Raw genomic sequence first — 12,749 nt, 5'->3', positions numbered from 1 at the left:
TAAGGATTCAGGCGTGGCGTGCGCCGACAGGGTGTTGTTGATTATTAGCAGGCTTAACAATCAGAGTAAGCCACACGGAGGCGAAAAGCGCCACCCCCATAAAGATGTACGATGCGGACGGGCTGCCGGTGGCACCGTTCAGGTAGCCGACGAACCATGAGCCGCAGAACGACCCCAGCGCACCCATGCTGTTAATCAGCGCCATCGCGCCACCCGCGACGTTACGCGGCAGCATTTCCGGGATGATGGCAAAGAATGGACCATATGGGGCATACATGGCGGCACCGGCGACCACCAGCAGGGTATAAGAGGCCCAGAAGTGATTTGCACCCACGGCCCACGAGCCGATAAAGGCAAAAGCAGCGATCAGCAGCAGCGGCCAGACAAACAATTTTCGGTTCTGCAGCTTGTCCGACGCCCAGGAGACGACGATCATGGCGATGGTCGCGGCCAGATACGGTACGGAAGAGAGCCAGCCCACTTCTACCATGCCGAGGTTCTCGCCGCCGCTGCGGATAATCGACGGCAGCCACAGCACAAAACCGTACACGCCAATGCTCCAGGTAAAATACTGCGCGCAGAGCAGGATCACGTTGCGCGAGCGGAAGGCTTCACCGTAGTTGCGTACCGCCTTCAGACCTTGCTGTTCTTTATCCAGCTGCGCCTGCAGCGCCGCTTTTTCGTCTTCGGAAAGCCATTTCGCCTGGGCTGGTTTATCTTTTACCAGTACCCACCAGCAGAATGCCCAGATCACTGCCGGAACCCCTTCGATGATAAACATCTCGCGCCAGCCGAAGGACTGGATCAGGTAGCCAGACACCACCGACATCCACAGCACCGTGACCGGGTTACCGAGGATCAGGAAGGTATTCGCGCGCGAGCGTTCGGATTTGGTAAACCAGTTGCTGATGTAGATCAGCATCGCCGGCATGACCGCCGCCTCAACGACGCCGAGGATAAAGCGAATGGCGGCCAGGGCAGGAATATTGTTCACCACGCCGGTCAGTGACGCGCAGGCGCCCCACAGGATCAGACAGACGAAGATCAGCTTACGCACGCTGCGGCGTTCTGCATAAATCGCGCCGGGGATCTGGAAGAAGAAGTAGCCCAGGAAGAAAAGGGCACCCAGCAGGGAGGAGATACCTTTCGTGATGCCAAGGTCCTCTGTGATCCCCGCCGCGGACGCGAAGCTGAAGTTGGCACGGTCAAGGTACGCCAGGCTGTACGTGATAAACACGATTGGCATGATGTACCACCAGCGTTTTACTGCATTGGTCGAACTGTTCATAGGCTTGCCTCTGTTGTTGAGGTTGTTACCGCCGTTGTCTGTAGGGTACACGGTGGCTTAATTATTTGGTGTGGCTTGCTGCCCTCACCCTGGCCATCTCTCACAGGGAGAGGGAATTTAAATGCCGAGCTCTGCTCGCGTTGGTAATCCTTCGCTGTCGCCCTGCACCTGAATGGCCAGCGAGCCAATCTTGTTGCCCCGCGCCACGGCCTGCGGCAGCGTTTTGCCTTCCAGCAGGGCGCTAATCACGCCCACGGCAAAACCGTCGCCCGCGCCGACGGTGTCGACAACGTTCTCAACCTTCACCGCCGCGACCGCGCCCTGTTGGCCGTCGGCCGTCTTGAACCATGCGCCATCGGCACCGGTCTTCAGCACCACCGCTTTTACCCCTTTATTCAGGTAGAAATCGGCAATGCCTTCCGGCGTGCTTTCTCCGGTCAGGATCATCCCTTCTTTCAGGCCCGGCAGAACCCAGTCCGCTCTGAATGCCAGGCGGTTGAGCTTCTCGACCATTTCCGCTTCGCTTTTCCACAGCACCGGGCGCAGGTTTGGATCGAAAGAGATCGTTTTTCCCCTGGCTTTCAGCGTGGCTGCCGCGTGATCCAGCAGCTCATACGAGGTGGCGGATAGTGCTGCCGCCACGCCGCTCAGATGCAGATGGCGCGCAGAGGCGAAATAGTCGGCGTGATAGTCTTCTACAGAGAGGTGGCTTGCCGCCGATCCTTTACGAAAATACTCCACGATGGGATCGGTTCCATTTTCGACCTTAGATTTAAGCTGAAAGCCGGTAGGGAAGCGTCCATCGAGGGTGACGCCTGCGGCATCAATTCCCTCTTTTTTCAGCGAGTCGAGAACGAAATGGCCAAAGCTGTCGTCCCCCACGCGGCTGACCCAGCCGACGTTCAGGCCGAGACGCGCCAGGCCGGTTGCGACGTTCAGCTCTGCGCCTGCCACGCGCTTGATAAAGTGCTCCACCGCGCTCAGCTCACCCGTTTCAGTGGCGACAAACATCGCCATGGCTTCGCCGATCGTGATGACATCCAGCGTCTTGTGCATGTTTTACTCCTCGCGCAGCAGGTTGACGTAATGGCGGGTAACGGCGGTTAAATCCGTCCCTTCCAGCGGGAACTCGATACCGCGCGGGGCATCGGCAGGCAGCTGGCCGAGCAGATCCAGCCAGCGCGCATCGGCGTGGTCTGGCGCCACGGCGCGGAAGTTATCTCTGTGCGGCACGGCCGCTTTCACGTGGATATAGCTCACCGCAGGGGCCAGATGACGCGCGGCCTCTTCAGGCGAATCGCCAACCCACAGCCAGTTGCCCATATCGAAGGTCAGCGTGACGGGTAAGGCCATTTCCCGACAGGCGGCCTGGAAGCGCTGCATGGGCGCGAGCTGTCCGCAGTCGGTCTGATCGTTCTCCACGACCAGCGCCATGCCGCTTGCGTTCAGCAGGGTACGCAGGGCGTCGAGAGGCTGCGCGTCGCGGAAATGGCCCAGGGAAACCTTCAGCCACAGGGCGTTCAGGGTGCTGGCCTCAGAGAGATAGCGGGTCAGGTCCGGGTTGAGGGTGCCGTCAGGCATAAACAGGGCGGCGGGGGCGGAGTAGCACGCCAGCAGGCCGAGCAGCTCAATGGATTCTCCCAGCGCAGGCAGCGCCAGCAGCTCTTCGCTGTTGAACAATTCCCGGCGGATCTCCACGCCGTCTGCCCCCGCGCCTGCAATCACGGGAAGCATTGCCCGCTGACCGCCCGCCTGTCGCACCTGTTCCGCACCGTACGCGGCGGTGACCACCATAATTTTCCTGCCCATCTTCGGACTCCATCGCAACATATCAATACTATTACGCTAGATGGAACCGGTTCCAAAGAAAAGGTCAGGATGTCGAATTTATGATCGGTATCACAAGGGAAAATTAACGCGCCGTGGAGCCGCGAACGATCAGCTCGCCGGAGAAGACCTGCTCGCGAACGGCATCGCTGGTGCCTTCAATGCGACGAACTACTTGTTCAACAGCAGCATAGCCAATCTGCCAGGTGGGCTGTTTGAGGGTCGTAATGCCGACGCCTGCCAGCTCCGCCCACTCCAGTTCATCAAACCCCAGCAGACCGATATCGCTGCCCCAGTGCAGGCCAATGCGCTTGAGCGAGCGGGCGACCTGAAGCGTAAGCGCCCCGTTGGCGGAGATAACGGCTTTGCGCATGCCGCGATGGCGCGTGTGGAACTGGCGCAGGGTGTTATCGAGCTGGTCAGCTTCGTGAAGCGGCGTTTCGGCATTTTCGGCGATCACGCCGGGATATCGCTCCAGCGTGGTGCGAAATGCGCTCAGGCGCTCGCGACGGGTATTGACCATCCCTAACGGTTCACTCAGAAACAGAATGGCCTCGAAGCCCTGTTCGATCAGATGTTCGGTGGCGGTAGTGGCTGCCTGGGTGTTATCCAGACCGACCACATCGCAGGCAAATTCCGGGATTTTACGGTCGATGAGGACCATAGGCAGAGAGGACTGCTGCAGGCGGTTTAAACCCTCTTCCCGCATGCCCACCGCGTTCACCACAATCCCTTCGACCTGATAGCTGCGCAGCAGATCGAGGTAATGCAGCTCCTGGTCAACTTCGTTGTTGGTATTACAGACCAGCGGCGTGAACCCCTTCTCGCGACAGGCGGCTTCAATACCGCTGAGCACGTTAACGGAATAGGGGTTGGTGATATCGGCGATGATAAGCCCGATAAGGCGGGTGCGGCCGCGTTTGAGCCCGCGCGCCATGAGGCTGGGACGGTAGTCGAGATCGGCAATGGCCTGTTCAATACGCGCCAGCAATGCGTCGGACAGCAGGTGTTTCTCGCCGTTAAGGTAGCGTGAAATACTGGTTTTACCGGTTTTGGCGGCTTTCGCCACGTCGCTGATGGTGGCCCGGGCTGGTTTGCTCATCGCTGATTTCCCTGAATTTAGTGAGAATACCTTAGCGGGAAAATCAGACGAATCAAGTAATTTGCCCGGTGGCGCTGCGCTTACCGGAGGTTGCGGTCTGGTGCCCTCACCCCAACCCTCTCCCACGGGAGAGGGTGCAACCACTAAAAACGGCAACGAGCGTTGCCGTTTTGCTTTTACCTACTGAATTGGGCTTAACGTAATCTCAACGCGGCGGTTCTGCGCTTTGCCTTCCGCCGTGCTGTTGCTGGCGATAGGGTTGGCAGGGCCCATGCCGCTGGTGCGGATACGGTTCGCTTCAACACCCTGGGTAATCAGCGAGCTGGCCACGGAATCGGCGCGCTGCTGAGACAGTCGCATGTTCAGATCCTGGCTGCCGGTACTGTCGGTATAGCCAATCACGTTAACGGCGGTTTTATTGTACTCTTTCAGCACCATCGCCACGCCGGTCAGGGTGTTTGCGCCTGCTGGTTTCAGCGTTGCGCTGCTGCTGTCGAAGGTCACGTTGTTCGGCATATTCAGGATGATGTTATCGCCGCTGCGCGTCACGCTCACGCCGGTTCCCTTCATTTTGTCGCGCAGCTTCGCTTCCTGCACGTCCATGTAATAGCCAACGCCGCCACCCAGCGCCGCGCCCGCCGCTGCGCCAATCAGCGCGCCTTTACCGCGGTCTTTCTTGGAGGAGGAGAGCGCCCCCACGCCTGCGCCGACCAGCGAGCCGATACCCGCGCCAATGCCGGATTTACCCGCTTCACGCTCACCGGTGTAAGGGTTAGTTGTGCAGCCAGAAACAGCCAGGGCACCGCTCACCAGAGCGGCAATAACGAGTACGCGTTTTTTCATCTTCTTTCCTTAATCCTTTTTATTCTTTGCCACGGCGAGCGTGGCAGTTGATTATGACGTCCAGATACGGAGAAAATTCCGGTATAACTCTGAAATTTGTGACAAACCATAAACTGCCTCAGAAAGAAGGCCGTAAACCTGCACGCAACCAGGAGCGCACGCTTGAGCACCTCAACGAAAACCATTCTGACCGCCGCCCACTGGGGGCCGATGCTGGTCGAAACCGATGGCGAAAATGTTCTGTCGTCCCGCGGGGCACTGCCAACCCAACATTCCAACTCGTTACAGACCGTCGTTCGCGATCAGGTGCATAGCAAAACGCGCGTGCGTTGGCCGATGGTGCGTAAAGGTTTTCTGGCCTCGCCGGATAAGCCACAGGGGATTCGCGGTCAGGATGAGTTTGTTCGCGTGAGCTGGGATGACGCGCTGGCGCTGATCCACGCCCAGCACAAGCGCATTCGCGACAGCTACGGTCCGTCGTCCATTTTCGCCGGGTCGTACGGCTGGCGTTCTAACGGCGTGCTGCACAAGGCCTCGACGCTGCTGCAGCGTTACATGAGCCTGGCGGGAGGCTATACCGGCCATCTGGGGGATTACTCCACCGGCGCGGCGCAGGCGATCATGCCGTACGTCGTGGGGGGGAACGAAGTGTACCAGCAGCAGACCAGCTGGCCGCTGGTGCTGGCACATACCGACGTGGTGGTGCTCTGGAGCGCTAACCCCCTCAACACGCTGAAAATTGCCTGGAATGCCAGCGACGAGCAGGGCATCGGGTATTTCGACGCGCTGCGCAAAAGCGGCAAGCGCATCATCTGCATTGACCCGATGCGCTCTGAAACCATGGATTTCTTCGGCGACAGCGCCGAGTGGATTGCCCCGCATATGGGCACCGACGTGGCGATGATGCTGGGGATTGCCCATACGCTGGTCGAAAACGGTTGGCACGATGTTGAATTCCTGACGCGCTGTACCACCGGTTTCGATAAATTCGCCCACTACCTGACGGGCCAATCCGATGGGGTAGCAAAAACGGCAGAGTGGGCCGCAGAAATTTGTGGCGTTCCTGCGGACAAACTCCGCGAACTGGCGGCGTTGTTCCATAAAAATACCACCATGTTAATGTCCGGCTGGGGAATGCAGCGCCAGCAGTTTGGCGAGCAAAAACACTGGATGCTGGTCACCCTTGCCGCAATGCTTGGGCAGATAGGCACGCCGGGCGGGGGTTTTGGTCTCTCCTATCACTTTGCGAACGGCGGTAATCCAACGCGTAAAGCGGCGGTGCTGGCGTCACTGCAAGGCTCGGTGCAGGGCGGCGTGGATGCCGTGGATAAAATCCCGGTGGCGCGTATTGTTGAAGCCCTGGAAAACCCGGGCGGTTTTTATCAGCACAACGGTCTGGACCGCCACTTCCCGGACATTAAATTTGTCTGGTGGGCGGGCGGATCGAACTTCACGCACCATCAGGATACCAACCGCCTGATACGCGCCTGGCAAAAGCCGGAGCTGGTGGTGATTTCCGAGTGCTTCTGGACAGGTTCGGCTAAGCATGCAGATATCGTGCTGCCGGCGACCACCTCGTTTGAGCGTAACGATCTCACCATGACCGGCGACTACAGCAACCAGCATATGGTCCCGATGAAGCGCGTTGTGGCCCCGCGCGATGAGGCGCGTGATGATTTTGACGTGTTTGCTGAACTGAGCGAGCTGTGGGAAGCGGGCGGTCGCGAGCGTTTTACCGAGGGGAAAAGCGATCTGCAATGGCTGGAGAGCTTCTACCAGATTGCCGGACAGCGTGGCGCGGCGCAGGGCGTGACGCTTCCGCCATTTGCTGAATTCTGGGAGGCGAACCAGCTCGTCGAGATGCCGGAGAGCGAACAGAACGCGAAGTTTGTCCGTTTTGCCGATTTCCGCCGCGACCCGGAGAGCCACCCGCTGAAAACCGAGAGCGGAAAGATCGTGATCTATAGCGAGCGTATCTCCAGCTTTGGCTATGCCGACTGCCCGCCACACCCTATGTGGCTCGAGCCGGACGAGTGGCACGGCAACGCCCAGCCGGAACAGCTGCAGGTGTTGTCTGCGCATCCCGCTCACCGTCTGCACAGCCAGCTTAACTATACCTCCCTGCGCGAGCAGTATGCGGTCGCCGGGCGAGAGCCGATCACGCTGAATACCCTTGATGCGAAAGCCCGCGGGATCGCGGACGGCGACGTGGTGCGCGTCTGGAACTCGCGCGGGCAGGTGCTGGCAGGGGCAGTGGTGAGCGACGGGATTAAACCGGGCGTGATCTGCATTCATCAGGGCGCATGGCCCGACCTTGAGCCCGCCGAGGGAGGGATCTGTAAAAACGGGGCGGTTAACGTGCTGACCAAAGATCTCCCCAGCTCGAAACTGGGGAATGGCTGCGCAGGGAACACGACGCTGGCCTGGGTAGAGAAATATCAGGGACCCGAGCTTACCTTAACGGCGTTTGATCCGCCTGCCAGCTCATGATCCACGTCGGGTGCTGGGTATCATCCTGCCAGGCGCTGTCTTCAATGCGAAAGCCCTGAGCATGGTAGAAATTCACCGCCCGCACATTTTTCTGATATACCTCCAGCGTTAAATGCGGGAAGCGCTGTTGAACATGGTTCAGCAGCGCGCGCCCGATGCCTTTCCCGATGCATGACGGTGCGACAAACAGCGCGCCGACAAACTGAGACTGCATCACGCTGATAAATCCGCATGGCTCGCCGTCCTGTTCCCAGACCCAGGTTTCCGCCGACGGAAGGTAAACGTCCCGCACCATGGCCTCGTTCTCTTTCCAGTAACCCGGCTCGATAAACGGATGCGCTTCCGTGGTGCTTTCAAGCCATAGGCTCAGAAGCGGCGCGGTATTCTCACTTTGCCATTTGCGGATCATGATGGCCTCCCGGATGACAGAAGCAGCCGGTAACATGGTCGTTGACCAGGCCACAGGCCTGCATAAAGGCGTAGCAGATGGTGGAGCCGACAAACTTAAAGCCGCGTTTTTTCAGGGCCTTCGAGAGCGCATCCGAGGCCGGGGTGGAGGCCGGGATTTCCGCGAGCGTAGCGGCCTGGGTGACCTGCGGATCGTTGTTCACAAACGTCCAGACAAAATCTGAGAACGATTCGCCGTTTTGTTCCATCGCCAGGTAAGCACGAGCGTTGCCGATGATGGCCTGGATCTTACCGCGATGACGGATGATACCGGCGTCCTGCACCAGGCGTTCCACATCCTCATCGGTCATGGCGGCGACGGCAACAGGATCGAACTGGTGGAAGGCGTTGCGGTAGTTTTCGCGTTTCTTCAGTACCGTAATCCACGACAGCCCCGCCTGCTGGCCCTCCAGGCAGATCATCTCAAAGAGTTTTTTGCCATCCGTTTCCGGCACGCCCCATTCCCGATCGTGATAGTCGATATAAAGCTGATCCTGGCTCACCCAACCGCAACGTTCCATCCGTCATCTCCCTTATTGATACTGATTTCGCAAAATTTTCTTTCTGACTGGCTTGACGTGTTTACTATAAAGACAATAGTTAATACAGGGCTATAAGCTCTTCCTGAATAACGACAAATATCGCCGAATTCGGCTCTCTCTGGGGTCGCGTTGATGATGATAAAAAAAATCAGTGGTCGCCATGCTGCTTCTGGCCTGGTGGGAATTTCAGCCTGCCTGTTTTTTTGTAATACAGCGTCTGCCTGGCAACAGGAATATATCGTTTCAGACGCCCAAAATAATACGGCGGAACGCTATACATGGGACGCGGATCACCAACCGCGTTATGAGGATATTCTTGCTGAGCGTATTCAGTCTTCGCAAAACGCGCCGGGTCTTGCCCTGAATATACCGTCTGGCAGCACGACGGAGGGGGCGATGAGCGTGGGCTGGAATTTTCCGGTTTCAGCGCGGATCACCACCGGTCCGGTAGTGGCGTGGCGTTACGACGGCACGGCTCCCATGATGATCAACGAGTTTGGTGACAGCGCGTCGACGCAGGCAATTACCGACCCGCTCTGGCATGCCAGCGTCAGCACGCTGGGGTGGCGCGTGAATACCCAGTACGGCGATCTTCGTCCGTGGGCGCAGATTAGCTATAACCAGCAGTTTGGTGAAAACCAGTGGAAATCGCAGTTTGGCATGCCGCAAACGCCAGCCCCTGCCCAAAACGGTAGCTGGATGGACGTCACCGTGGGAACGGATATTCCTTTTAATACGCACGTGGCGGCCTATGCGTCGCTGGCTCAGGGGGAGCACACCACCACCGGTGAGGAGTTTTTATACACCCTCGGCGTTAGCGCAAATTTCTAGAGTTGTTACTTTTTTAAACGTTACGATAACATCTCGAATACAACAATCACGGGCTTTACAGTGATAGCGCGTACTAACATGCTGTCGCTTAATTCCCGGGCCAGGCCATTCATTCCCGATTCCAGGCATTTCATTCCGTTCAGCCTGCATTTCATGCCGTTTTACCCCAGGCGTTTTAAGGTTTTGTTTATCGTTGTCCTCAGCGAACTTCCTTAATTTCTCTTGCAGGACAACTGCCATGAACACATCAACCTATAACCGCACGCGCTGGCTCACGCTCTTTGGCACCATCGTCACTCAGTTTGCATTGGGATCGGTCTATACCTGGAGCCTGTTCAACAGCGCGCTTTCCGACAAACTCGGCGCGCCGGTCAGCCAGGTCGCGTTCTCCTTTGGTTTGCTGAGCCTGGGTCTGGCGATTTCGTCTTCCGTCGCGGGCAAGCTGCAGGAGCGTTTTGGCGTGAAGCGCGTGACCATGGCGTCCGGCATTCTGCTGGGTCTGGGCTTTTTCCTGACGGCGCATTCCAGCAACCTGATGATGCTGTGGCTGAGCGCCGGCGTGCTGGTGGGTCTGGCCGATGGCGCAGGTTACCTGCTGACTCTGTCGAACTGCGTGAAGTGGTTCCCGGAACGTAAAGGCTTAATCTCCGCGTTTGCCATTGGTTCTTATGGCCTGGGCAGCCTCGGGTTCAAATTTATCGACGCCCACCTGCTGGCGTCTGTCGGCCTCGAAAAAACCTTTATGATCTGGGGCGCAATCGTGCTGGTGATGATTTTGTTCGGCGCCACGCTGATGAAAGATGCGCCGCAACAGGAGGTTAAATCCGTGAACGGCGTGGTGGAGAACGACTTCACCCTCGCGCAGTCAATGCGTAAACCGCAGTACTGGATGCTGGCGGTGATGTTCCTGACGGCCTGCATGAGCGGTCTGTATGTCATCGGTGTGGCGAAGGATATCGCGCAGGGGATGGTGAAGCTGGATGCGGCCACGGCGGCGAATGCGGTGACGGTCATCTCCATAGCCAACCTCTCCGGTCGTCTGGTGCTCGGTATTCTGTCTGACAAAATTGCCCGCATCCGTGTGATTACGATTGGGCAGGTGGTTTCGCTGGTCGGTATGGCGGCGCTGCTGTTCGCTCCGCTGAATGAAGCCACCTTCTTTGCGGCGATTGCCTGCGTGGCCTTTAACTTCGGCGGCACCATTACCGTCTTCCCGTCACTGGTGAGCGAGTTCTTTGGCCTGAACAATCTGGCGAAAAACTACGGCGTTATCTATCTGGGCTTCGGGATCGGCAGTATCTGCGGCTCGCTGATTGCCTCCCTGTTCGGCGGATTCTACGTGACCTTCTGCGTCATATTTGCCTTGCTGATTATCTCGCTGGCGCTCTCGACCACGATTCGCCAGCCGCAGCGCGAAGTATTCAAGGAAGCGCACGCGTAAGCGATATGAAAGAGGCCTCCGTGGCCTCTTTTTTCTTTATGCGAGACGCTTCCCGTCTCGATATTTTGTAAAAATTTACACCGATCACACTCTCTGCTGCCACTTTTCTCTCCCGCTGTGGTCTACTTACCGCGCTTGTAGACGTTTCTCATAACGCTTCCTTACGCATTTACTTACTCTGTCCGCTTTCTCTTTGAGATTCGACGGGTCTTTATACCCCTTCCCCCAGGGTTGTTTGCATGAAATACATTAGGTCTCTTACCCAGCAAAGATTGTGTCTGATGCTGGCTGTCTATATCGGATTATTTCTGAATGGCGCGGTACTGTTCAGAAGAGTGGAAGGGTATGTTGAAAACCTTACCCTAAGTAATGGTATATTTGCCGCAATTGAAGTATTCGGCTCCGTTCTCGCGACCTTCTTCCTCTTACGCCTCCTGTCCCTTTTTGGTCGACGTACCTGGCAAATTTTGGCCTCGCTGGTGGTGATTATTTCCGCCGCCGCAAGCTATTACATGACCTTTATGAACGTGGTCATTGGTTACGGTATCGTTGCCTCGGTGATGACCACGGATATCGACCTCTCGAAAGAGGTGGTAGGGAAAGGCTTTATCGTCTGGACGGTTTTAGCCTGTCTGATCCCGCTGTTCTTTATCTGGAGCAATACGTGCCGCTATACGCTGTTACGCCAGCTGCGCACCCGTGGACAGCGGATCCGCAATATCGTCGTCGTCCTGCTGGCCGGTCTGCTGGTGTGGGCGCCTATCCGCCTGATGGAAACGCAGCAAAAACGCGTCGAAAAAGCGACGGGCGTGGATATGCCAAGCTATGGCGGCGTGGTGGCAAACTCGTATTTGCCATCTAACTGGCTGTCAGCGTTAGGGCTGTATGCCTGGGCGCAGGCGGACGAATCCAGTGATGTGAAATCGCTGATCAATCCAACGAAACAATTCACCTACCAGCCGCCAGCCGACGGGATTGATGATACGTACGTCGTCTTTGTCATAGGCGAAACGACGCGCTGGGATCATATGGGTATTCTCGGCTATAACCGGGATACCACGCCAAAGCTGGCGCAGGAGAAAAACCTGGTGGCCTACCGTGGCTACTCCTGCGATACCGCAACCAAGCTCTCGCTGCGCTGCATGTTTGTGCGTGAAGGCGGTGCAAGCGATAACCCGCAACGCACGCTGAAAGAGCAGAACGTGTTTGCCGTGCTGAAGCAGCTTGGATTTAGCTCTGACCTGTTCGCCATGCAAAGTGAGATGTGGTTCTACACCAACACGCTGGCAGATAACATCGCGTACCGCGAGCAGATTGGCGCAGAGCCGCGTAACCGCGGCAAAAACGTCGACGACATGCTGCTGCTGGAAGAGATGTCCCAGTCCCTCAAGAACCATCCGCAGGGTAAGCATCTGGTTATTCTGCATACCAAAGGGTCGCATTATAGCTACTACCAGCGCTACACGCGTGATTTCGCGAAGTGGCAGCCTGAGTGCGTGGGCATTAATAAAGACTGCAGCAAGCAGGAGCTGATCAACGCCTACGACAACTCGGTGCTGTACGTGGATACCTTCCTGAGCCGGGTGATCGACCAGCTGCGCGATAAAAAAGCGATTGTGATTTACGCGGCAGATCACGGTGAATCCATCAATGAGAAAGAGCATCTGCACGGTACGCCGCGCAAGCTGGCACCGCCGGAACAGTTCCGCGTGCCGATGATCATGTGGATGTCGGATAAGTATCTTGAAAATCCGGAGAAGGCGAAGATGTTTGCTCAGCTGAAAAAAGAGGCGGATATGAAGGTGCCGCGTCGTCACGTTGAGCTGTACGACACCATTATGGGTTGTCTCGGTTATACCTCACCGAACGGTGGGATTAACGAAAACAACAACTGGTGTAAACTCCCTGATAACAGCGTAAAAGCCGCGCAGTAGCTGC

General features: G+C 57.2%; 11 protein-coding genes. 4 read left to right on the top strand and 7 right to left on the bottom strand.

Annotated features, from left to right (window positions below):
- Positions 1-7: 7 nt before the first annotated feature.
- From AC1VYI_RS23455 to AC1VYI_RS23435, 5 genes are all read right to left on the bottom strand, one after another.
- Positions 8-1,288 (bottom strand): MFS transporter, encoded by a 1,281-nt coding sequence (locus AC1VYI_RS23455; protein WP_023309951.1) that lies wholly within the window; start codon positions 1,286-1,288, stop codon positions 8-10.
- 117 nt (positions 1,289-1,405) lie between these two features.
- On the bottom strand, positions 1,406-2,344 hold the full coding sequence (locus AC1VYI_RS23450) for a sugar kinase (RefSeq protein ID WP_134866933.1): 939 nt from the start codon (positions 2,342-2,344) through the stop codon (positions 1,406-1,408).
- A gap of 3 nt (positions 2,345-2,347) precedes the next feature.
- Positions 2,348-3,097, bottom strand: coding sequence for a sugar phosphate isomerase/epimerase family protein (locus AC1VYI_RS23445; RefSeq protein WP_134866932.1), 750 nt, complete (start codon positions 3,095-3,097; stop codon positions 2,348-2,350).
- A gap of 103 nt (positions 3,098-3,200) precedes the next feature.
- Positions 3,201-4,217 (bottom strand): LacI family DNA-binding transcriptional regulator, encoded by a 1,017-nt coding sequence (locus AC1VYI_RS23440; RefSeq protein WP_023309954.1) that lies wholly within the window; start codon positions 4,215-4,217, stop codon positions 3,201-3,203.
- Positions 4,218-4,397: 180 nt separating this feature from the next.
- Entirely contained in the window at positions 4,398-5,060 is a 663-nt protein-coding gene (locus tag AC1VYI_RS23435; RefSeq protein WP_008502762.1) for an OmpA family lipoprotein, read from the bottom strand.
- A gap of 210 nt (positions 5,061-5,270) precedes the next feature.
- Here AC1VYI_RS23435 and AC1VYI_RS23430 point away from each other — a divergent pair, with 210 nt between their 5' ends.
- A complete protein-coding gene (locus AC1VYI_RS23430; protein WP_264181460.1) occupies positions 5,271-7,550 on the top strand; it encodes a molybdopterin guanine dinucleotide-containing S/N-oxide reductase in 2,280 nt (759 codons plus the stop codon).
- Here the strand turns inward: AC1VYI_RS23430 and AC1VYI_RS23425 are convergent.
- A complete protein-coding gene (locus AC1VYI_RS23425; protein WP_134866931.1) occupies positions 7,513-7,959 on the bottom strand; it encodes an N-acetyltransferase in 447 nt (148 codons plus the stop codon). The two genes, AC1VYI_RS23430 and AC1VYI_RS23425, sit on opposite strands and share 38 nt — an antisense overlap.
- Entirely contained in the window at positions 7,937-8,518 is a 582-nt protein-coding gene (gene tag, locus AC1VYI_RS23420) for a DNA-3-methyladenine glycosylase I (RefSeq protein WP_024909083.1), read from the bottom strand. The genes AC1VYI_RS23425 and tag overlap by 23 nt, the downstream gene beginning before the upstream one ends.
- 153 nt (positions 8,519-8,671) lie before the next feature.
- Here tag and AC1VYI_RS23415 point away from each other — a divergent pair, with 153 nt between their 5' ends.
- From AC1VYI_RS23415 to eptB, 3 genes are all read left to right on the top strand, one after another.
- Entirely contained in the window at positions 8,672-9,370 is a 699-nt protein-coding gene (locus AC1VYI_RS23415) for an autotransporter domain-containing protein (protein ID WP_063442052.1), read from the top strand.
- Between the two features lie 238 nt (positions 9,371-9,608).
- Positions 9,609-10,811 (top strand): L-lactate MFS transporter, encoded by a 1,203-nt coding sequence (locus tag AC1VYI_RS23410; RefSeq protein WP_023309959.1) that lies wholly within the window; start codon positions 9,609-9,611, stop codon positions 10,809-10,811.
- Between the two features lie 239 nt (positions 10,812-11,050).
- Positions 11,051-12,745: a kdo(2)-lipid A phosphoethanolamine 7''-transferase gene (gene eptB / locus AC1VYI_RS23405; protein ID WP_047173778.1), complete on the top strand. Its 1,695-nt coding sequence runs from the start codon at positions 11,051-11,053 to the stop codon at positions 12,743-12,745.
- The last annotated feature ends 4 nt before the right edge of the window (positions 12,746-12,749 follow it).

The sequence above is a fragment of the Enterobacter sp. QK-SA4 genome (assembly GCF_056856775.1).
This window is presented reverse-complemented; position numbering and strand designations above follow the sequence as displayed.